We start from the raw sequence: 22415 nt of genomic DNA, 5'->3' as shown, positions 1-22415 counted from the left end.
AAGCGCTATATTTTGAAATGACAACTGTGGTAAAGTTGCTCGCATACCTGTTTTATTATCAGTTGGATTTCATTATATATTGACCAACTTGATGCAGCTGTTATAGCAAGGACAAATCACATGATTGAAAATGACATCCGTCACGCAGTGAAAACCGCTCTTGATGAAGATCTAGGACACAATCCGTCTCATACTCCAAAAGACATGTTAGCTGCAGATATCACAGCGCAACTTATTCCTACTGAAAAGTATGCAGAAGCCGAACTTATCACCCGTGAAGAAGGTGTTTTTTGCGGTAAAGCTTGGGCAGAGCAAGTATTTAACCAACTTGGTGGCGAAGTCGCTTTACATTGGCATGTTGATGATGGTGATTTATTAGTTCCTAACCAAGTGCTATGTGAGCTTTCAGGGCCAGCTAGAGCAATCTTAACTGGCGAACGCACAGCAATGAACTTTATTCAAACGCTATCTGGTGTAGCGAGTTTAACCAAGCATTATGTCGACAAATTAGCAGGCACACACACTCGTCTGCTTGATACGCGTAAAACCATTCCAGGACTTCGCACAGCACAAAAATACGCAGTCACCTGTGGTGGCGGTAAAAATCATCGCATCGGCTTATTCGATGCATTTTTAATAAAAGAAAATCATATTATGGCTTGCGGTAATATTGAGCTGGCTGTCAATGCAGCGAGAAAACTAGCGGCTGATAAACCCGTGGAAGTTGAAGTTGAGTCTATTAATGAGTTAACTCAAGCATTAGAAGCTGGATCAGACATCATTATGCTTGATAATTTTGATGTCACTATGATGATTGAAGCAGTAGCACTAAATGAACAATTTAAGCAAAAAGGCTTTAATACTAAATTAGAAGTCTCTGGTAACGTCACTATCGACACCATCAGTGATTTTGCAAAAACTGGCGTTGATTTTATTTCTGTTGGCGCACTCACCAAGCATGTTAAAGCGCTTGATTTATCATTACGTCTAAAATCATAAATATCGGCGAACTCGTTACTGATATAGAGTAGAAACACCGTTATTAGCATTTAGGTACTTATAACAAATGACATCAACATATTGGCACAACTAACAGTTAAACCTTGATGTTTCTATGAAGCCTGCTTAAAGCAGGCTTTTTAATACCTTGCTAGTGCTCCCAAAAAGTGCGGAATCAGCTTTCTCTAATAACTTCAGCGATTACTCACTTCACTTAGAGAATATGACTTTGGTTATGGTATGGTTATGGTATGGTTATGGTTTCACGAGTACAAATAACATGTCTAAACATTGGCACATCGATCTATATAAAGCCTTTATCTGATTCTCTCTGAGACAATAACACTGCTATTTAGGCTATAAAATGAGCTACATTTACTGTCATTCCAACCTTTAATCTGCTCATTGCTTTCTTATTTAAGCGGGAGTTCATGCTTGCGATTTTAATTGAATTCCAGTTTCTCATAATACCTTGAGAGGTCTTACCATTATTAAAGCTTCATTTATATAGTACTTATTTCTATATATAAAGGCTGTTTAACAATGCCATAATTTTGACAAAACCAATCGACAGTCAATTATTATTCAAATCAAGCAAAGATTGTCACAAAAATGTTACTTCCCGAGTCGTTTCAATGAAATAAAACCAGCAAAAAACGCTTTTTTCGCACTTTACGCCGATAAAGTATTCCCTTTTTAGTAACTTTATAATAACGTTCACTACAGACGAGCTAATGTTGAGACGCAAGCTTTAACAAATGACTTTTCAAAGTGTTACCTTGGTAACAATTGATTACTTTGATAAGTAATTTTTAAGCACTAACTCTCAACTGAACACTCCGTTAACAATGTAGCAAGTATGTTACACTGCTAATTGTGGTCAAAGGTAAAGTGGCGAATATTCAAACACTACTCTATCCTTTAACACTAATGTAACGATATGGCTTATGACTGGTTTCCCTGAGAAGCGAGTTATTTAGCTGTCTCGTAACTGCATTACCATTTTAATAAGAACACTAGTTTACTAATGTCGGAAGGATTGTGGTGATAGGACACCACTTAAAGTTATTAAGGGCCTTTAATAATTTTAAGTTTCAAGGATAAGAACAAGCCCGAAGCAATACAGAGAGAGACAAAAATGAAAAGCATTAACCAAATGAAAAACGCTAAGGGTTTTACTCTTATTGAATTAATGATCGTAGTAGCGATCATCGGTATTCTTGCAGCAATCGCATTGCCTGCTTACAAAGAATATGTTGAAAAAAGTAAAGTGAACTCATGTCTAGGTGAAGCTACTGCAGCCGTTAAAGCAAATGCTGCAGCAATCGTTGCTGAATTAGATACAATTCCAGGACATGTCGCTGTTGCATGCAATGCAGTAGTTACACTTCCTACTACCATTGCAGCTTTAAATACTGGAGGCACTTTAACTTTTGCTGCAAAAGATGGTGCTGGTAATATTACTTGTGATATAGCAACATCTTCATGTAAAGAAGGCACTTAATACTTTGTAAGTAATTAATGGAAAAGGGAGCTATGTAGCTCCTTTTTTATTTCTGGTTCAAATCATATAAAAATTTCGCACTAACCTATTAAACCATTCACCCATAATCTAGGAAATAAAGCAGGTAATAATTGCTCATGATGATAACTTGATAGAATTATCCCTGCCCCTGTCAACGTTGATATAAAAAGTATAACTGTTGTATTTTTTCTTACCTTGTAATATCCAGCCCCCCTTCATGGCAAACTAAAGCGACTAAGAAAACCAACAATATTTGTGAGAATGGCATCACTATCACCCCGCTAAACAATGAGTAGATCAGTCCAGAAAAAATAGATAGTAAAAATGGTGTAGTCTTTTGAAAATATTCACATTTTAAGCCTTGTATTTTTCCCCGCAGAAAATAAAAAACTCCGAATACTATGACCGACCACGTAACAACTCCATATTCATAGAGAAGTTGAATTACCGAATTATGGGGATGAGCATTATAGAGTGGTTTACCTTCAGCCCACGCAAAACTCATTGGCCCAAATCCAAACCAAATATTATCAACGATACTTTTAACACTATAAAACCATAAATCAATACGACCAGAACTTCCCGTTCTTAATTGCAGGTTTTCCACATTCATTAACCAATTGGGGATAATTATAATCAAAATTAGCCAAAGCACGCCCCCAAAAAGGAATGCTTTTACACTTGTAAAAAATAATTTAAATCTCTTTTCCGAAGGTAAAAAATAACCTAATACACCCGTAGAGATGATTAAGGATAGGGCAGCTCCTCGAGCCTCTGATTGTAATAGTACAACCCAATGTAACGATATGATGATAATAGAGGCCAATTTATATCTCTTACACTCTGGATGAAAAAACGGCCAAAACAGTATAGGGATTATCATTACCTGTAACTGATTGAAAAAGCGAACATTGACATAACCGTAGACTAACTCATGAATATTAAAGCTTTTTGCATCAAAATAGAAAAAAACCAGAAACAACAGATACTTAACAAATGTGAATATAGAGAAAAATAAAAAATATAGATAAACCCCAAAATAGAGCTTATTTTTTTCAAGTGCTCTCATACAAATCACAAAAAAAGCAAAATATATTAATAACAAACCATTATATATTAGCTCTATTCCACTAAAAAATGGATTTTTACTCATAAAGGACGAGTACAAGCCTGCAAGTAAAATAATAGTTCCCAACAGCTTAATTTTTATTGGAACCTTCTTAAACTCAATACTCTTTACGAAAGTGAGTAATAGAGAGAAAAACAAATACAAAAAATTACGATTAGTCGCTTAATATCATACTCATTACTAACACCAACTAATCGCGAAAAATTAATTGAGAAAAGAGTACCTAACAAGAAACCCGCCCCGCAAATAACTAACACAATTTTTGAATATGCTTTTGACTCCATATAAATCCCTAACTGATCACATACTGATATTTGAAAACTATATAAATAGCCTACCTCAAGCTTTAAGTGCTTACATTAAAAATAAATAAGTAAACTTGCTTATTGCTTGAAAGAAACTTTTATAACCTGCTTTTGCCTTTAACGTTAGATGGCATATCCTTCGAGTTAAACTCATACCTTTTGGTTAAGCATGAATGCAAAGCTGGCTAATTATTAAATCTCCTGTGGCATAAATCTTCATAGCTATAAATTGACCTAAAGAGTATAAGAGTTGTTTGCTAATTAAAACATATGCTTAGTTTTAATTGGCTTATATGATTAGTATTGTTATTATTAAGTATAATTAGTATACACCTCAAGGATCCGTTTCATGCCTTCAACTTCTCTACACTTAGGGTTGTCTGGTCTTTTTTTGAACAAAGGCTTATTAACTGAAGAGTTGTTGTCAACTGCGATATCAAAATCACGAAAAGATAAATCCTCATTAGTCACTACACTTGTGGCTGAAAAGTTTTTATCAGCTCGAGAAATTGCAGAGTTATGCTATGAAGAATATGGAACTCCACTTCTGGATTTAGCCGGATTCGACATCCAAAGTATTCCTGAAGAAATATTAAATAAGAAATTAATAAATAAACACAAATGCTTACCTTTATTCAAGCGCAGTAACAGGCTTTATATAGCAACGTCAGATCCCACAAATATTGTAGCTTTAGAGGATTTTCAATTCAGTCTAGGGTTACATGCTGAAGCTATATTAGTGGAAGATGACAAGCTTCAAATAATATTAGAGAAAATTGCAGAAGATGATATATCAGGTTTAGATCTTGCTGGTGCAGACGAAGAAGCATTAGCGAATATGGAAATAGCTGATACCGAACGTAATGAAAGTTCTGAAAATGAAGCAAGTGACGACGCGCCTATTGTCATCTATATAAATAAGATTCTTACTGATGCAATTCGCAAAGGTGCTTCAGATTTACATTTCGAGCCTTATGAAAAACGTTACCGTATTCGTTTTAGAATCGATGGTATCTTACATGAAGTTTCTGAGCCCCCAGTCAATCTTTCAAGCCGAATTTCTGCTCGCTTAAAAGTCATGTCGAAATTAGATATTGCTGAGCGTCGTGTTCCACAGGATGGCCGAATTAAGATGAAACTGTCACGTACGAAATCAATCGATTTTCGTGTCAGCACCCTGCCCACTATTTGGGGCGAAAAGATTGTAATGCGTATTTTAGACTCTTCTTCTGCGCAATTAGGTATTGAAAAACTCGGCTATGAAGATGATCAGCGCCTTCTATACGAAGAAATGCTCGCCAAACCACAAGGGATGATATTAGTAACAGGACCTACTGGTTCTGGTAAAACAGTCTCGTTATATACTGGTTTAAATATTCTTAATACAGAAGAACGAAACATTTCAACAGCTGAAGATCCAGTTGAAATTAACCTTGAAGGCGTTAACCAAGTTCACATCAATTTGAAAGCTGGGTTAACCTTTGCTTCAGCACTCAGATCATTTTTACGCCAAGATCCTGACGTTGTGATGGTCGGTGAGATTCGAGATTTAGAAACAGCAGAAATTGCTATTAAAGCAGCCCAAACCGGTCACTTGGTATTATCGACACTACATACAAACTCTGCAGCAGAGACGCTAACTCGCTTAATCAATATGGGCGTACCAGGTTATAACATTGCTAGCTCTGTGAATTTAATTATTGCTCAACGCCTTGCAAGACGTTTATGCCCTGAGTGCAAAACACCAGAAGATGTTCCAGTTGAAGAACTGCAACGACTTGGCTTTACTCAAGATATTATTGATACAGGCTTTACTGTTTATAAACCAGTCGGATGTGAGCACTGCTCTGGTGGTTATAAGGGCCGAGTCGGTATTTATGAAGTGATGAAAATGACAGATGAGATATCTAAGACGATTATGGAAGGTGGCAATTCCTTACAAATTGCTAGACAAGCTAAAATTAGTGGCATGAGAGACTTACGCTTATCAGGCTTGTTAAAAGTGACTCACGGTATTACCAGTATCGCTGAAGTTAATCGCGTTACCAGTTTTAATTAATTTAGTTATTAGTTAGAACTAAGCATTGATTGCACATAATAAATAGAAAAGGATTTGCTTTATGGCAACTGCATCGGCAAGAAGAAAGCCTAGTATCGATAAAAAGAAAAAAACACCAAACTCCAGCCTAAAACTTTCACCTTTGAATGGAAGGGAATTAATCGTGATGGACTGAGGACATCAGGAGAGTTGCGAGGTGCTTCAATTGCCGAAATTAGAAGTGTTCTAAAAGCTCAAGGTGTTACACCTAAAGGCGTTAGAAAAAATCTGCATCATTATTTAAATCTGAGAAAAAATCAATGCAATGGATATTGCAATGATTACTAGGCAAATTGCAACCATGCTTTCCGCTGGCGTCCCCTTAGTCACGACAATAGAACTATTAGGCCGTGGTCATGAAAAAGCTAAGGTGAGAGAACTTCTAGCAGGAATCTTAACAGATGTTCAATCTGGAATTCCATTATCTGATGCGTTACGACCTCATCGATTATATTTTGATGACCTTTATGTCGATCTTGTCGCTGCGGGCGAACACTCAGGCTCATTAGATGCCGTTTTTGATAGAATAGCGACATACAGGGAAAAAGCTGAGGCATTAAAATCTAAAATTAAAAAAGCCATGTTTTACCCTGCTGCTGTAGTTGTTGTTGCCATAGCTGTGACTGTATTACTTCTTTTATTTGTAGTGCCTCAGTTTGAAAGTATTTTCGCTGGTTTTGGTGCCGAACTTCCAGCATTTACTCAAATCGTTGTAAACCTTTCTCGTTGGCTACAGTCTTCTTGGTACTATTTCGTTATTGCAATTGTAGCTTTAGTTTGGGGCTTCAAGAGAGCCCATAATACATCTCAAAGTTTTCGAGATAGAGTTGACGAGATAATTTTAAAAATACCAGCTATAGGAGAGATTTTACATAAAGGTGCCATGGCCCGTTTTGCAAGGACTCTAGCTACTACATTTTCAGCAGGTGTTCCCTTAATAGATGGCCTTGAGTCTGCTGCTGGCGCTTCCGGTAATGCCGTTTATAAAAAAGCATTATTAAAAGTACGCCAAGAAGTCATGTCTGGTATGCAAATGAATGTAGCAATGCGAACCACTGGTATCTTCCCTGATATGCTAATACAAATGGTAATGATCGGTGAAGAGTCTGGTGGGTTAGATGATATGCTCAACAAAGTAGCAAATATTTACGAAATGCAGGTAGATGATGCGGTAGATGGCTTATCAAGCTTAATTGAACCAATAATGATGGTCGTGATTGGTACTCTAGTAGGTGGATTAATTGTGGCAATGTATTTACCGATATTCCAGATGGGTAACATTGTTGGTGGATAATAATGAGAATATAGAAGAAAAATAAAATGAATGAATTCCTAATGACTTTTGTTGAGTCAATGACCCAATCACCTTGGCTCTTTATGTCAATTAGCTTTATCTTTGCTGCCACCATTGGCAGCTTTTTAAACGTCGTCATCCACCGCTTTCCAGTGATGATGAAACGTGAATGGCAAAGTGAATGTAACTTTTATTTATCAGAATACCACCCAGACATCGTCAAAGAAGTCGGTGAAAAACGTTTAAATAAGCCAATAGACAAATACCCCCTAAAATATAACTTAGTTGTACCTGGCTCAGCCTGCCCGAAATGCAAAAGTAATATCAAACCTTGGCATAATTTACCTATCTTAGGTTGGATTTTACTAAAAGGTAAATGTGCTAATTGTAAAGCAGCAATTAGCGCTAGATACCCTCTATTTGAATTAATAACAGGCATTTTAGTTGCGGTGCTTGCTTGGCACTTTGGACCTACCTGGCAGTTTCTATTTGCATCAATACTGACGTTTATACTGATAGCACTAACAGGTATTGACCTAGATGAAATGCTACTACCGGATCAGTTAACCTTACCTTTATTGTGGCTTGGCTTGCTTATTAATCTTAAAGGTATCTATGCAAGCCCTACTGATGCCATTGTAGGTGCAGCTGCTGGTTATTTAAGTCTTTGGTCTGTGTTTTGGTTGTTCAAGCTAGTTACAGGCAAAGAAGGCATGGGTTATGGCGATTTCAAATTGTTAGCCGTGTTTGGTGCTTGGTTAGGCTGGCAATTTTTACCGCTTATCATCCTCCTATCTTCGTTAGTAGGAGCCATTGTCGGTATTACGATGATGTTATTGAAAAATTTATCGAGAGACAACCCGATTCCATTTGGCCCATACATAGCGGTAGCAGGCTGGATTGCATTAGTCTGGGGACAAGATATTATCAATTGGTACCTTGGAACCTTATATTAATTAGAGCGCAATATGTCTAAATATATCGTCGGACTTACAGGTGGAATAGGTTCAGGTAAAACCACAATTGCAAATCAATTTGCTGAATTAGGAATTGAACTTGTAGATGCGGATATTATCGCAAGGAAAGTCGTTGAAAAAGGAAGCGATGGACTCAAAAAAATCGTTCTTCGTCACGGCCAAAAACTATTGCAGCCTTCAGGAGAGCTCGATCGAGCAGCGTTAAGAGAAATTGTATTTGATAATGAGGAAGAACGGCTTTGGTTAAATAACCTACTACACCCAATGATCCGCAACGCAATGCTCCTAGCGGTAGAAAATGCTAAATCAGCCTATGTAATTATGATTGTTCCCTTGCTATTTGAGAATGGGTTAGATAGTTTAGTCAATACGACTTTAGTGGTGGATATTCCACCACATGAACAAATAGCCAGAACAGCAAAACGAGACGGGGTCGAATCAGCTCAAGTTGAACGTATTATAGCCAGCCAAATAGACCGAAATACGAGACTTTCTAAAGCAGATAACGTTATTGAGAATACTCAATCTCCCGAGGCATTACGAGACACTGTTCAGTTATTACATTTGAGATATTTAGCCCAAGCATCTTCAGCATAGATAATAACAATGAATAACGATCTGATTTATGAGCAACCATTAAATGAAAAAACGCGTAGTTACCTAAGACTCGAATATTTAGCAGTTCAGCTTAACAGTCATGTCAATGATGACCAGCAGCACCACTGTTTCTACCCTCTTTTTTCGCTTGCTGAACTAACAGATCGTTGTGATTACCGTTCTGATATTCTTAAAGACATCGATAAGCAGCTAATTGTGTTAACAAAATGGCATGCTTTACCTCATGTTGATAAACAACAAATACAATCAATAATTGACCAACTTCAAGCAGCAAAAGCTCCGCTGCAAAGTAACGACCGTATCGGCTGTAAGTTAAAGCAAGATAGGTTTATATCCGCTTTAAAGCAGCGTTTTGGTATGCCTGGAGCATGTTGCAATTTTGATTTACCTCAACTACATTTTTGGCTTTCAAAGCCTTGGCATGAAAGACAAAAAGATTTAAAAGCATGGATAGCAAATTTTGAACCTATTTTGAAACCTATTACATTATTGCTAGAACTAACTCGAAGTACTGCTGAATTTAGAACCTCAGAGGCAGAACAAGGCTTCTATCAAGGAACCAGTCCACAAACCTTGTCACTTATTAGAGTAAAACTATCACAATCTCAAGGTTGTTACCCTACCATCAGCGGTCATAAAAGCCGGTTTGCCATTCACTTTGTTAATTTTGATTCTCAAAAGCATACCGACAAACAAATTAAATTCAAACTAGCTACTTGCCAATAAATTCTTTAGGATCTCACTGTATTAGTTAGAGAGATGAATTATGCCAATTTCAGTTAAATGCCCAATTTGCCAAGAAAATGTTCAATGGAACAGTGAATCTAAATTTAAGCCATTTTGTAGTGAACGCTGTAAAATGATTGATTTAGGAGATTGGGCTAGTGAAAAACATGCTATTCCAGTAAAGCCAGAGTTTGATCACGAAACATTAGATACAGAAGGATTCGATGAAGGTGACTTCTTCAAGCATTAACCTACCGGAAGTAATAATGAAAAGAGTTCATGTAGCCGTTGGCGTTATCATTAATGATGAACAAAAAATATTATTAGCAAAGCGTCACTCACACCTCCATCAAGGTGGTAAATGGGAATTTCCTGGCGGTAAGGTGGAAAACAATGAGACGGTCACACAAGCGCTAATTAGAGAGCTTAAAGAAGAAGTAAATCTCGATGTTTATAGTTCGATTTCATTTTTGGAGATAGCACATAATTACCCAGATAAACATGTACTACTGGATATACATTTAGTCAAAGACTTTGATGGGATCGGAGAAGGTCTTGAAAATCAAGAGATCAAATGGGTAGAGCTCTCAGCCTTGTCACAATATGAATTTCCTGAAGCCAATATACCTATCATAAAGAAACTAATGAGCGAAATGATATAAACCACACAGGCTGGTGCTGATTACATTAGCTTTAATTTAGTTTCCATATTTCAGCGTAACCAGCCGCATTACCATAGCTAGTACTACAACTTTTTGCTGCCAGTCACATATACACATGGTAATGACATGCTTGCACACTTACACTATCTGTCACGCCAGTCTAGATACTTAAGAATTAAACTTCAAAGGCCCGTTACGTGAGTAACGGGCTATCTGCTCTCTTAAAAGAGAAATTAGGCGCTTGGCAATGACCTACTTTCACATGGGTATATCAATCACACTATCAGCAGTTAATGTGTCTAAACTTAAGCTTTAGCTTCGTTCCTTAACCTGTTTATCTTAAATTACAAACACAAAAAAGCCCGTTACGTCAGTAACGGGCTATCTGCTCTCAATTAAGAGAAATTAGGCGCTTGGCAATGACCTACTTTCACATGGGCATATCGTCCATACTGTCTTTCCCTGCACTCAATTCACTTAACAATCAGACACAAAAAAGCCCGTTACGAGAGTAATGGGCTATCTGCTCTCTTAAAAGAGAAATTAGGCGCTTGGCGATGACCTACTTTCACATGGGCATATCGTCCACACTGTCTTTCGCTGTACTAAATTTTGACTAGCTATGTACGAAAAAAGCCCTGACTATTAAGTCAGGGCTTTCTCGACTCTCTTAAAAGAGAAATTTGGCGCTTGGCGATGACCTACTTTCACATGGGGAGACCCCACACTATCATCGGCGCGATTGCGTTTCACTACTGAGTTCGGGATGGGATCAGGTGGTACCACAATGCTATTGTCACCAAGCAAATTCGCTGTTAATCGCTTATCGCAATTAACTAAATTCGGAAAGCTGTTTGAGTTTTCTACTTTATTAAGCGCTTTAAATTCTTCACTAAGTCTTACCTTCAACAGTAAGTAATAAATCTAGTTACCATCAACTCAGATAAAACTCATCTGGGTTGTATGGTTAAGCCTCACGAGTCATTAGTACAGGTTAGCTCAACGCCTCACAACGCTTACACACCCTGCCTATCAACGTCCTAGTCTCGAACGGCTCTTTAGAGGAATTAAATTCCTAGGGATGACTCATCTTAGGACTCGCTTCCCGCTTAGATGCTTTCAGCGGTTATCGATTCCGAACGTAGCTACCGGGCAATGCTATTGGCATAACAACCCGAACACCAGCGGTTCGTCCACTCCGGTCCTCTCGTACTAGGAGCAGCTTCCTTCAATCATCCAACGCCCACGGCAGATAGGGACCGAACTGTCTCACGACGTTCTGAACCCAGCTCGCGTACCACTTTAAATGGCGAACAGCCATACCCTTGGGACCGACTTCAGCCCCAGGATGTGATGAGCCGACATCGAGGTGCCAAACACCGCCGTCGATATGAACTCTTGGGCGGTATCAGCCTGTTATCCCCGGAGTACCTTTTATCCGTTGAGCGATGGCCCTTCCATACAGAACCACCGGATCACTATGACCTACTTTCGTACCTGCTCGACGTGTATGTCTCGCAGTTAAGCTGGCTTATGCCATTGCACTAACCGTACGATGTCCGACCGTACTTAGCCAACCTTCGTGCTCCTCCGTTACTCTTTGGGAGGAGACCGCCCCAGTCAAACTACCCACCAGGCACTGTCCCGAACCCCGATTAGGGGCCGCGGTTAGAACATCAAAACTACAAGGGTGGTATTTCAAGATTGACTCCACTCCATCTAGCGACGAAGCTTCAAAGTCTCCCACCTATCCTACACATGTAGGTTCAATGTTCAGTGCCAAGCTATAGTAAAGGTTCACGGGGTCTTTCCGTCTAGCCGCGGGTATACGGCATCTTCACCGCAATTTCAACTTCACTGAGTCTCGGCTGGAGACAGCGTGGCCATCATTACGCCATTCGTGCAGGTCGGAACTTACCCGACAAGGAATTTCGCTACCTTAGGACCGTTATAGTTACGGCCGCCGTTTACTTGGGCTTCGATCATGAGCTTCTCCGAAGATAACCCAATCAATTAACCTTCAAGCACCGGGCAGGCGTCATACCGTATACGTCATCTTGCGATTTTGCACAGTACTGTGTTTTTGATAAACAGTTGCAGCCACCTGGTATCTGCGACTCCCAACAGCTTAGAGAGCAAGTCTCATCACCGTCAGGAGCGTACCTTCTCCCGAAGTTACGGTACCATTTTGCCTAGTTCCTTCAGCCGAGTTCTCTCAAGCGCCTTGGTATTCTCTACCCGACCACCTGTGTCGGTTTGGGGTACGATTCCTACTAACCTGAAGCTTAGAAGATTTTCCTGGAAGCATGGCATCAACTACTTCACCACCTTAGTGGCTCGTCATCAGCTCTCAGCCTAATGTTCACCCGGATTTGCCTAAGTGAACAGCCTACAACCTTAAACGCGGACAACCAACGCCGCGCTAGCCTAGCCTTCTCCGTCTCTCCATCGCAGTTAGCAAAAGTACAGGAATATTGACCTGTTTCCCATCGACTACGCCTTTCAGCCTCGCCTTAGGGGTCGACTCACCCTGCCCCGATTAACGTTGGACAGGAACCCTTGGTCTTTCGGCGTGGGGGTTTTTCACCCCCATTATCGTTACTCATGTCAGCATTCGCACTTCTGATACGTCCAGTGTGGGTTACCCCTTCACCTTCAACCGCTTACAGAACGCTCCTCTACCGCTTGCACCTAAGTGCAAACCCATAGCTTCGGTGTATTGCTTAGCCCCGTTAAATCTTCCGCGCAGGCCGACTCGACTAGTGAGCTATTACGCTTTCTTTAAATGATGGCTGCTTCTAAGCCAACATCCTAGCTGTCTAAGCCTTCCCACATCGTTTCCCACTTAGCAATAACTTTGGGACCTTAGCTGATGGTCTGGGTTGTTTCCCTTTTGACGACGGACGTTAGCACCCGCCGTCTGTCTCCCGAGTAGTACTCACTGGTATTCGGAGTTTGCAAAGGGTTGGTAAGTCGGGATGACCCCTAGCCTTAACAGTGCTCTACCCCCAGTGGTATTCGCTCGAGGCGCTACCTAAATAGCTTTCGAGGAGAACCAGATATCTCCGAGTTTGATTGGCCTTTCACCCCCAGCCACAAGTCATCCGCTAATTTTTCAACATTAGTCGGTTCGGTCCTCCAGTTGATGTTACTCAACCTTCAACCTGCCCATGGCTAGATCACTCGGTTTCGGGTCTACGCCTTGCAACTAAACGCGCAGTTAACACTCGGTTTCCCTACGGCTCCGCTATTCGCTTAACCTCGCTACAAAACGTAAGTCGCTGACCCATTATACAAAAGGTACGCAGTCACGGTCTCAAGAACCGCTCCCACTGCTTGTACGTATACGGTTTCAGGTTCTATTTCACTCCCCTCACAGGGGTTCTTTTCGCCTTTCCCTCACGGTACTGGTTCACTATCGGTCAGTCAGGAGTATTTAGCCTTGGAGGATGGTCCCCCCATATTCAAACAGGATGTCACGTGTCCCGCCTTACTCGATTTCATCTATGGTTAGTTTTCGTGTACGGGGCTATCACCCTGTGCCGCTGTGCTTTCCAACACATTCCACTAACACCCCATAGACTTAAGGGCTAATCCCCGTTCGCTCGCCGCTACTAGGGGAATCTCGGTTGATTTCTTTTCCTTCGGGTACTTAGATGTTTCAGTTCCCCGAGTTCGCCTCATACAGCTATGTATTCACTGTATGATGACCACTTATGTGGCCGGGTTTCCCCATTCGGACATCGTTAGCTCAAATGCTTGTTACTAGCTCGCCAACGCTTTTCGCAAGTTACTACGTCCTTCATCGCCTCTGACTGCCAAGGCATCCACCGTATACGCTTAGTCACTTAACCATACAACCCAAATAAGTTTCAAAAGAAACTCAAGTTGTACCGTAACTAGCTGGTTTATTACATAATTTGCATGTGAATTAACACTACACAAATTCGCCTTAGTTTTAGAATATTCAAGACACTTAATAAAGTGTTTTGAGAACTCAATGTATTACCAAAAAGGGATTAACTTCCCAGTAATACGATTTGTAATTAATACAACGACAGACATCATCGTATTAAATACTATCAGCTTTCCAAATTGTTAAAGAACAATGCTAACCGGCTGGCGGCGCATTTCGCTCAACTCCATAAAGGAGTAACAAGCAATCTGTGTGAACACTCAACAAACATCAAGTTAGTCGTATAGGTAAGGAGGTGATCCAGCCCCAGGTTCCCCTAGGGCTACCTTGTTACGACTTCACCCCAGTCATGAACCACACCGTGGTAAACGTCCTCCCGAAGGTTAGACTATCTACTTCTGGTGCAGCCCACTCCCATGGTGTGACGGGCGGTGTGTACAAGGCCCGGGAACGTATTCACCGTAGCATTCTGATCTACGATTACTAGCGATTCCGACTTCATGGAGTCGAGTTGCAGACTCCAATCCGGACTACGACGAGCTTTATGAGATTAGCTAGACCTTGCGGCTTTGCAACCCTCTGTACTCGCCATTGTAGCACGTGTGTAGCCCTACTCGTAAGGGCCATGATGACTTGACGTCGTCCCCACCTTCCTCCGGTTTATCACCGGCAGTCTCCCTAGAGTTCCCGCCATTACGCGCTGGCAAATAAGGATAGGGGTTGCGCTCGTTGCGGGACTTAACCCAACATTTCACAACACGAGCTGACGACAGCCATGCAGCACCTGTCTCAGAGTTCCCGAAGGCACCAATCCATCTCTGGAAAGTTCTCTGGATGTCAAGAGTAGGTAAGGTTCTTCGCGTTGCATCGAATTAAACCACATGCTCCACCGCTTGTGCGGGCCCCCGTCAATTCATTTGAGTTTTAACCTTGCGGCCGTACTCCCCAGGCGGTCTACTTAATGCGTTAGCTTGGGAGCCCAGTGCTCAAGGCACCAAACTCCGAGTAGACATCGTTTACGGCGTGGACTACCAGGGTATCTAATCCTGTTTGCTCCCCACGCTTTCGTACATGAGCGTCAGTCTTTGTCCAGGGGGCCGCCTTCGCCACCGGTATTCCTTCAGATCTCTACGCATTTCACCGCTACACCTGAAATTCTACCCCCTCTACAAGACTCTAGTTCACCAGTTCCAAATGCAATTCCCAGGTTGAGCCCGGGGATTTCACATCTGGCTTAATGAACCGCCTGCGTACGCTTTACGCCCAGTAATTCCGATTAACGCTTGGACCCCTCGTATTACCGCGGCTGCTGGCACGAAGTTAGCCGGTCCTTCTTCTGTAGGTAACGTCACAGTAACAACGTATTAAGCTGCTACCTTTCCTCCCTACTGAAAGTGCTTTACAACCCGAAGGCCTTCTTCACACACGCGGCATGGCTGCATCAGGGTTTCCCCCATTGTGCAATATTCCCCACTGCTGCCTCCCGTAGGAGTCTGGGCCGTGTCTCAGTCCCAGTGTGGCTGATCATCCTCTCAGAACAGCTAGGGATCGTCGCCTTGGTAAGCCATTACCTTACCAACTAGCTAATCCCACCTAGGTTCATCCAATCGCGAAAGGCCCGAAGGTCCCCTCCTTTCCCCCGTAGGGCGTATGCGGTATTAGCAGTCGTTTCCAACTGTTATCCCCCTCGACTGGGCAGATCCCTAGGCATTACTCACCCGTCCGCCGCTCGTCAGCAAAGTAGCAAGCTACTTTCTGTTACCGCTCGACTTGCATGTGTTAGGCCTGCCGCCAGCGTTCAATCTGAGCCATGATCAAACTCTTCAATTAAAGTTTTTTGAGACTAGGTCTCGGCTCAATGAATTCTGATTACATTATGCAGACTCGGAAGAATCTACATCCTGTTTGTTACATATTGCTATGAACACTCATCGTTACATTGATAATAATTTTGATTGCCACCTAAGTGACAATTTCGATTAACTCAACACCTGTGAGTGTCCACACAGATTTACTTGTTTGATTGTTAAAGAGCGTTGACCGTGTTGGTCAGGGATGCGTATTCTACACTTCCCGTTGTCAGCGTCAAGTGTTTTTTCAAACTTCTTTTCGCCGTTGATTTAAGGTGGTTAAAACCGCTTCAAATCAAGCTGACTCAGTGTTGGCTAGTGCCTGTTGCCGTGTCAGTGGATGCGCATTATAGGGAGATTATGAAACCGTGCAAGGGCTTTTTTGAAAAAAATTGAAATTAAATTCAGCGCACTAATTAAGAACAAGATACCCCAAACTTACCCCCAGAGTTATACACAAAGAAAGGCAAATTAGCTCTATTGACTGAAGCTGAATAGATGTACCAAGAGCTACCATTATCGCTTTAAGCTGCGATGAATATTGAATTTTGCCATTAATTTACTAATTAATAGAGCCAACTCTATTCCAATTGAACACTTATGAACAGATAAACTGTTTTCAATCTGAAGGTATAGAAGGTATAGAAGGTATAGAAGGTATAGAAGGTATAGAAGGTATAGAAGGTATAGAAGGTATAGAAGGTATAGAAGGTATAGAAGGTATAGAAGGTATAGAAGGTATAGAAGGTATAGAAGGTATAGAAGGTATAGAAGGTATAGAAGGTATAGAAGGTATAGAAGGTATAGAAGGTATAGAAGGTATAGAAGGTATAGAAGGTATAGAAGGTATAGAAGGTATAGAAGGTATAGAAGGTATAGAAGGTATAGAAGGTATAGAAGGTATAGAAGGTATAGAAGGTATAGAAGGTATAGAAGGTATAGAAGGTATAGAAGGTATAGAAGGTATATGTAGTGGCATAGTGATTTTGGCCACCTAATTAGAGGATGTTATGATTAATTCATAGCAGTATTAGGTGAAGATAATGGCTAAGAAGTCACGTAAAAATTTCAGTCCAGAATTTAGATTGGAAACGGCACAATTGGTGGTCGACCATGGTTACACTCATGAAGAAGCAGCCAAGGCCATGAATGTTGGTTTTTCAACAATTGGTAAGTGGGTTAAACAGTTAAAAGAAGAGCGCCAAGGTAAAGCCCCGAAAGCGACACCTATGACCCCTGAGCAGCTTAAGATACGTGAGCTTGAGAAGAAGATTGAGCGCATTGAATTAGAAAAGGAAATTCTAAAAAAGGCTACGGCTCTGTTGATGTCGGACTCACTGAACAATTCGAATTAATCGAAAAACTCAATCAGAGCCATAAAGCCAGATATTCGATTCAAACGTTGTGTGATGTATTTGATGTCCATCGCAGCAGTTATAAATACTGGTGCTTGCGTGATACGTCATTGCCTCCAGAAGAAATTAAGTTGCGAGCTGAAGTAAAGTCAGCGCATGAACTAAGTGGAGGCTCCGCAGGTGCAAGAACCATTGCTGAAATTGTAACGCAGCGTGGTTTTCAGTTAAGCCGATATCGCGCGACAAGGTTTATGAAAGACCTAGAACTGGTTAGCTGCCAATTGCCACAACATGCTTATAAGAAAGGCTCTAAAAAGCATGTGGCAATCCCTAACTTGCTAGAGCGTCAGTTTGATGTTACTGAGCCAAATCAAGTCTGGTGTGGTGATGTGACTTATATTTGGACTGGCAACCGTTGGGCGTACTTAGCAGTGGTAATTGACTTGTTTGCTCGTAAACCTATTGGTTGGGCTATGTCACATTCACCTGATAGTGAGTTAACCGCCAAAGTATTAACGATGGCTTATGAGCTTCGTGGTAGACCTGATAACGTTATGTTTCATAGTGACCAAGGAAGTCATTACACAAGCAGAAAGTTCAGGCAACGACTGTGGCGTTACCAGATAACACAAAGCATGAGTCGTCGCGGTAACTGTTGGGATAATGCACCAATGGAACGGTTCTTTAGAAGTTTGAAGACCGAATGGGTGCCAACGGTAGGCTATCGAAGTTTTAATGAAGCTAAGATAGATATAACGAAATATATTATTGGCTATTACAGCCACGTTAGGCCGCATCAACATAATGGCGGTTTAACACCAAACGAGTCAGAGAAAAGGTACTGGCTAAACTATAAAACCGTGGCCAATTTAACTTGACCACTACAATAGAAGGTATAGAAGGTATAGAAGGTATAGAAGGTATAGAAGGTATAGAAGGTATAGAAGGTATAGAAGGTATAGAAAAATACAATAAACCTAATCATTAGCAAGCGTTATTCTATGAATGACTGGATTCTTTTATTATGAAACCAATTTTTTAACTGATGTATTTATTGAAAGAATAATTAACTGAGCCTCTATAACTAACCACCAGGAACTAACCACCAGGAACTAACCACCAGGTAAACACAGTATGATTTTTTAGTTCTTCTCAAAAACTGTGATTAGTCGTTTAATTGCTCTCAGTAAGTCATATAAAAGCTTAGAACCACTTATCCTTAGGCCTACAGTTTTTTAATCATCTTATACCGCTGCCATATTGAAATTGTTCATTACACACTGTTAAACAACACCCAATATTCTTTAGCTAATGATAATTGCTCTGACTAAGTTAATAAAAATGTTTTATGACGAAAAAGCCCGCTACGTAGTAGCGGGCTTATCATTATTTGGTGTCTGGGAATGACCTACTTTCACATGGGGAGACCCCACACTATCATCGGCGCGATTGCGTTTCACTACTGAGTTCGGGATGGGATCAGGTGGTACCACAATGCTATTGTCCCCAGACAAATCTGGTTTTAAAGATGGTGCTGATACCCAGAATCGAACTGGGGACCTCATCCTTACCAAGGATGCGCTCTACCGACTGAGCCATATCAGCATGATCTTGCTCAAGATTACTTTTCAGTAATTTGAGACTTAAATTAGGCGCTTGGCGATGACCTACTTTCACATGGGGAGACCCCACACTATCATCGGCGCGATTGCGTTTCACTACTGAGTTCGGGATGGGATCAGGTGGTACCACAATGCTATTGTCACCAAGCAAATTCGGATGTTAATCGCTTATCGCAATTAACTAAATTCGGAAAGCTGTTTGTTTCTTTGAGTTTTCTACTTTATTAAGTGCTTTATATTCTTCACTAAGTCTTACCTTTAACAGTAAGTAATAAATCTAGTTACCACCAACTCAGATAAAACTCATCTGGGTTGTATGGTTAAGCCTCACGAGTCATTAGTACAGGTTAGCTCAACGCCTCACAACGCTTACACACCCTGCCTATCAACGTCCTAGTCTCGAACGGCTCTTTAGAGGAATTAAATTCCTAGGGATGACTCATCTTAGGACTCGCTTCCCGCTTAGATGCTTTCAGCGGTTATCGATTCCGAACGTAGCTACCGGGCAATGCTATTGGCATAACAACCCGAACACCAGCGGTTCGTCCACTCCGGTCCTCTCGTACTAGGAGCAGCTTCCTTCAATCATCCAACGCCCACGGCAGATAGGGACCGAACTGTCTCACGACGTTCTGAACCCAGCTCGCGTACCACTTTAAATGGCGAACAGCCATACCCTTGGGACCGACTTCAGCCCCAGGATGTGATGAGCCGACATCGAGGTGCCAAACACCGCCGTCGATATGAACTCTTGGGCGGTATCAGCCTGTTATCCCCGGAGTACCTTTTATCCGTTGAGCGATGGCCCTTCCATACAGAACCACCGGATCACTATGACCTACTTTCGTACCTGCTCGACGTGTATGTCTCGCAGTTAAGCTGGCTTATGCCATTGCACTAACCGTACGATGTCCGACCGTACTTAGCCAACCTTCGTGCTCCTCCGTTACTCTTTGGGAGGAGACCGCCCCAGTCAAACTACCCACCAGGCACTGTCCCGAACCCCGATTAGGGGTCACGGTTAGAACATCAAAACTACAAGGGTGGTATTTCAAGATTGACTCCACTCCATCTAGCGACGAAGCTTCAAAGTCTCCCACCTATCCTACACATGTAGGTTCAATGTTCAGTGCCAAGCTATAGTAAAGGTTCACGGGGTCTTTCCGTCTAGCCGCGGGTATACGGCATCTTCACCGCAATTTCAACTTCACTGAGTCTCGGCTGGAGACAGCGTGGCCATCATTACGCCATTCGTGCAGGTCGGAACTTACCCGACAAGGAATTTCGCTACCTTAGGACCGTTATAGTTACGGCCGCCGTTTACTTGGGCTTCGATCATGAGCTTCTCCGAAGATAACCCAATCAATTAACCTTCAAGCACCGGGCAGGCGTCATACCGTATACGTCATCTTGCGATTTTGCACAGTACTGTGTTTTTGATAAACAGTTGCAGCCACCTGGTATCTGCGACTCCCAACAGCTTAGAGAGCAAGTCTCATCACCGTCAGGAGCGTACCTTCTCCCGAAGTTACGGTACCATTTTGCCTAGTTCCTTCAGCCGAGTTCTCTCAAGCGCCTTGGTATTCTCTACCCGACCACCTGTGTCGGTTTGGGGTACGATTCCTACTAACCTGAAGCTTAGAAGATTTTCCTGGAAGCATGGCATCAACTACTTCACCACCTTAGTGGCTCGTCATCAGCTCTCAGCCTAATGTTCACCCGGATTTGCCTAAGTGAACAGCCTACAACCTTAAACGCGGACAACCAACGCCGCGCTAGCCTAGCCTTCTCCGTCTCTCCATCGCAGTTAGCAAAAGTACAGGAATATTGACCTGTTTCCCATCGACTACGCCTTTCAGCCTCGCCTTAGGGGTCGACTCACCCTGCCCCGATTAACGTTGGACAGGAACCCTTGGTCTTTCGGCGTGGGGGTTTTTCACCCCCATTATCGTTACTCATGTCAGCATTCGCACTTCTGATACGTCCAGTGTGGGTTACCCCTTCACCTTCAACCGCTTACAGAACGCTCCTCTACCGCTTGCACCTAAGTGCAAACCCATAGCTTCGGTGTATTGCTTAGCCCCGTTAAATCTTCCGCGCAGGCCGACTCGACTAGTGAGCTATTACGCTTTCTTTAAATGATGGCTGCTTCTAAGCCAACATCCTAGCTGTCTAAGCCTTCCCACATCGTTTCCCACTTAGCAATAACTTTGGGACCTTAGCTGATGGTCTGGGTTGTTTCCCTTTTGACGACGGACGTTAGCACCCGCCGTCTGTCTCCCGAGTAGTACTCACTGGTATTCGGAGTTTGCAAAGGGTTGGTAAGTCGGGATGACCCCCTAGCCTTAACAGTGCTCTACCCCCAGTGGTATTCGCTCGAGGCGCTACCTAAATAGCTTTCGAGGAGAACCAGATATCTCCGAGTTTGATTGGCCTTTCACCCCCAGCCACAAGTCATCCGCTAATTTTTCAACATTAGTCGGTTCGGTCCTCCAGTTGATGTTACTCAACCTTCAACCTGCCCATGGCTAGATCACTCGGTTTCGGGTCTACGCCTTGCAACTAAACGCGCAGTTAACACTCGGTTTCCCTACGGCTCCGCTATTCGCTTAACCTCGCTACAAAACGTAAGTCGCTGACCCATTATACAAAAGGTACGCAGTCACGGTCTCAAGAACCGCTCCCACTGCTTGTACGTATACGGTTTCAGGTTCTATTTCACTCCCTCACAGGGGTTCTTTTCGCCTTTCCCTCACGGTACTGGTTCACTATCGGTCAGTCAGGAGTATTTAGCCTTGGAGGATGGTCCCCCCATATTCAAACAGGATGTCACGTGTCCCGCCTTACTCGATTTCATCTATGGTTAGTTTTCGTGTACGGGGCTATCACCCTGTGCCGCTGTGCTTTCCAACACATTCCACTAACACCCCATAGACTTAAGGGCTAATCCCCGTTCGCTCGCCGCTACTAGGGGAATCTCGGTTGATTTCTTTTCCTTCGGGTACTTAGATGTTTCAGTTCCCCGAGTTCGCCTCATACAGCTATGTATTCACTGTATGATGACCACTTATGTGGCCGGGTTTCCCCATTCGGACATCGTTAGCTCAAATGCTTGTTACTAGCTCGCCAACGCTTTTCGCAAGTTACTACGTCCTTCATCGCCTCTGACTGCCAAGGCATCCACCGTATACGCTTAGTCACTTAACCATACAACCCAAATAAGTTTCAAAGAAACTCAAGTTGTACCGTAACTAGCTGGTTTATTACATAATTTGCATGTGAATTAACACTACACAAATTCGCCTTAGTTTTAGAATATTCAAGACACTTAATAAAGTG

At 42.1% G+C, this 22415-nt stretch carries 11 protein-coding genes, 1 tRNA gene, 6 rRNA genes and 1 pseudogene; 11 read left to right on the top strand and 8 right to left on the bottom strand.

Going from position 1 to position 22415, the window contains the following annotated elements; genetic code table 11:
• Positions 1–120 precede the first annotated feature (120 nt).
• Together nadC and ACGEDC_RS10645 are read left to right on the top strand one after the other, a co-directional pair.
• Entirely contained in the window at positions 121–999 is an 879-nt protein-coding gene (gene nadC, locus ACGEDC_RS10650; protein WP_282166432.1) for a carboxylating nicotinate-nucleotide diphosphorylase, read from the top strand.
• A 1138-nt stretch (positions 1000–2137) separates the two neighbouring features.
• Entirely contained in the window at positions 2138–2503 is a 366-nt protein-coding gene (locus ACGEDC_RS10645; RefSeq protein WP_372036583.1) for a type IV pilin protein, read from the top strand.
• A 211-nt stretch (positions 2504–2714) separates the two neighbouring features.
• On the opposite strand, the gene ACGEDC_RS10640 is transcribed toward ACGEDC_RS10645, so the two are convergent.
• Positions 2715–3677 carry an O-antigen ligase family protein gene (locus tag ACGEDC_RS10640; RefSeq protein WP_394498124.1) on the bottom strand — a complete coding sequence of 321 codons (963 nt, stop codon included), beginning with the start codon at positions 3675–3677 and terminating at the stop codon, positions 2715–2717.
• A gap of 630 nt (positions 3678–4307) precedes the next feature.
• Here ACGEDC_RS10640 and pilB point away from each other — a divergent pair.
• The 7 genes and pseudogenes from pilB to mutT all read left to right on the top strand — a co-directional run bounded on the left by pilB (position 4308) and on the right by mutT (position 10333).
• On the top strand, positions 4308–6017 hold the full coding sequence (gene pilB, locus ACGEDC_RS10635) for a type IV-A pilus assembly ATPase PilB (RefSeq protein WP_372036587.1): 1710 nt from the start codon (positions 4308–4310) through the stop codon (positions 6015–6017).
• Positions 6018–6078: 61 nt separating this feature from the next.
• Positions 6079–7350: pseudogene (locus ACGEDC_RS10630) on the top strand (type II secretion system F family protein).
• A 26-nt stretch (positions 7351–7376) separates the two neighbouring features.
• On the top strand, positions 7377–8306 hold the full coding sequence (locus ACGEDC_RS10625) for a prepilin peptidase (RefSeq protein WP_394498122.1): 930 nt from the start codon (positions 7377–7379) through the stop codon (positions 8304–8306).
• 12 nt (positions 8307–8318) lie between these two features.
• Complete coding sequence (gene coaE, locus ACGEDC_RS10620) at positions 8319–8924, top strand: dephospho-CoA kinase (RefSeq protein WP_372036593.1); 606 nt, start codon at positions 8319–8321, stop codon at positions 8922–8924.
• 9 nt (positions 8925–8933) lie between these two features.
• On the top strand, positions 8934–9671 hold the full coding sequence (zapD, locus tag ACGEDC_RS10615) for a cell division protein ZapD (protein ID WP_372036595.1): 738 nt from the start codon (positions 8934–8936) through the stop codon (positions 9669–9671).
• 40 nt (positions 9672–9711) lie between these two features.
• Entirely contained in the window at positions 9712–9921 is a 210-nt protein-coding gene (gene yacG, locus ACGEDC_RS10610; RefSeq protein WP_055022953.1) for a DNA gyrase inhibitor YacG, read from the top strand.
• A gap of 16 nt (positions 9922–9937) precedes the next feature.
• Entirely contained in the window at positions 9938–10333 is a 396-nt protein-coding gene (mutT, locus tag ACGEDC_RS10605; protein ID WP_119967846.1) for an 8-oxo-dGTP diphosphatase MutT, read from the top strand.
• Between the two features lie 688 nt (positions 10334–11021).
• Here the strand turns inward: mutT and rrf (ACGEDC_RS10600) are convergent.
• The 3 genes from rrf (ACGEDC_RS10600) to ACGEDC_RS10590 form a co-directional block, all read right to left on the bottom strand.
• Positions 11022–11137, bottom strand: a 5S ribosomal RNA gene (gene rrf, locus ACGEDC_RS10600).
• Positions 11138–11296: 159 nt separating this feature from the next.
• Positions 11297–14187, bottom strand: a 23S ribosomal RNA gene (locus tag ACGEDC_RS10595).
• A gap of 350 nt (positions 14188–14537) precedes the next feature.
• Positions 14538–16079 (bottom strand): 16S ribosomal RNA (locus ACGEDC_RS10590).
• The 16S, 23S and 5S rRNA genes sit together here, the layout of an rRNA operon.
• Positions 16080–16689: 610 nt before the next feature.
• Here ACGEDC_RS10590 and ACGEDC_RS10585 point away from each other — a divergent pair.
• Together ACGEDC_RS10585 and ACGEDC_RS10580 are read left to right on the top strand one after the other, a co-directional pair.
• Positions 16690–17097, top strand: a complete 408-nt coding sequence (locus ACGEDC_RS10585) for a hypothetical protein (RefSeq protein ID WP_394498118.1) — start codon at positions 16690–16692, stop codon at positions 17095–17097.
• A gap of 45 nt (positions 17098–17142) precedes the next feature.
• A protein-coding gene (locus ACGEDC_RS10580) for an IS3 family transposase (protein ID WP_394493236.1) occupies positions 17143–18332 on the top strand; the annotation gives its coding sequence in 2 pieces (ribosomal slippage) (positions 17143–17401 and positions 17401–18332; 1191 coding nt in all).
• A gap of 517 nt (positions 18333–18849) precedes the next feature.
• On the opposite strand, the gene rrf (ACGEDC_RS10575) is transcribed toward ACGEDC_RS10580, so the two are convergent.
• The 4 genes from rrf (ACGEDC_RS10575) to ACGEDC_RS10560 form a co-directional block, all read right to left on the bottom strand.
• Positions 18850–18965 (bottom strand): 5S ribosomal RNA (rrf, locus tag ACGEDC_RS10575).
• Between the two features lie 18 nt (positions 18966–18983).
• Positions 18984–19059, bottom strand: a tRNA-Thr gene (locus ACGEDC_RS10570).
• Positions 19060–19108: 49 nt separating this feature from the next.
• A 5S ribosomal RNA gene (gene rrf, locus ACGEDC_RS10565) occupies positions 19109–19224 on the bottom strand.
• Positions 19225–19392: 168 nt separating this feature from the next.
• Positions 19393–22283: ribosomal RNA gene (locus ACGEDC_RS10560) — 23S ribosomal RNA — on the bottom strand.
• Between the last annotated feature and the right edge of the window lie 132 nt (positions 22284–22415).

Source organism: Shewanella sp. ENK2 (genome assembly GCF_043568515.1).
GTDB classification, from domain to species: domain Bacteria; phylum Pseudomonadota; class Gammaproteobacteria; order Enterobacterales; family Shewanellaceae; genus Shewanella; species Shewanella japonica.
Note: the sequence above shows the minus strand (reverse complement) of the source record. Positions and strands in the feature narration are given on the sequence as shown.

What these genes read in the sequence shown, in the direction of transcription:
- yacG (WP_055022953.1), top strand. Translation starts at nt 9,712, where the DNA reads ATGCCAATTTCAGTTAAATGCCCAATTTGCCAAGAAAATGTTCAATGG.
- pilB (WP_372036587.1), top strand. Translation starts at nt 4,308, where the DNA reads ATGCCTTCAACTTCTCTACACTTAGGGTTGTCTGGTCTTTTTTTGAAC.
- coaE (WP_372036593.1), top strand. Translation starts at nt 8,319, where the DNA reads ATGTCTAAATATATCGTCGGACTTACAGGTGGAATAGGTTCAGGTAAA.
- nadC (WP_282166432.1), top strand. Translation starts at nt 121, where the DNA reads ATGATTGAAAATGACATCCGTCACGCAGTGAAAACCGCTCTTGATGAA.
- ACGEDC_RS10625 (WP_394498122.1), top strand. Translation starts at nt 7,377, where the DNA reads ATGAATGAATTCCTAATGACTTTTGTTGAGTCAATGACCCAATCACCT.
- mutT (WP_119967846.1), top strand. Translation starts at nt 9,938, where the DNA reads ATGAAAAGAGTTCATGTAGCCGTTGGCGTTATCATTAATGATGAACAA.
- ACGEDC_RS10645 (WP_372036583.1), top strand. Translation starts at nt 2,138, where the DNA reads ATGAAAAGCATTAACCAAATGAAAAACGCTAAGGGTTTTACTCTTATT.
- zapD (WP_372036595.1), top strand. Translation starts at nt 8,934, where the DNA reads ATGAATAACGATCTGATTTATGAGCAACCATTAAATGAAAAAACGCGT.
- ACGEDC_RS10640 (WP_394498124.1), bottom strand. Translation starts at nt 3,677, where the DNA reads ATGAGTAAAAATCCATTTTTTAGTGGAATAGAGCTAATATATAATGGT.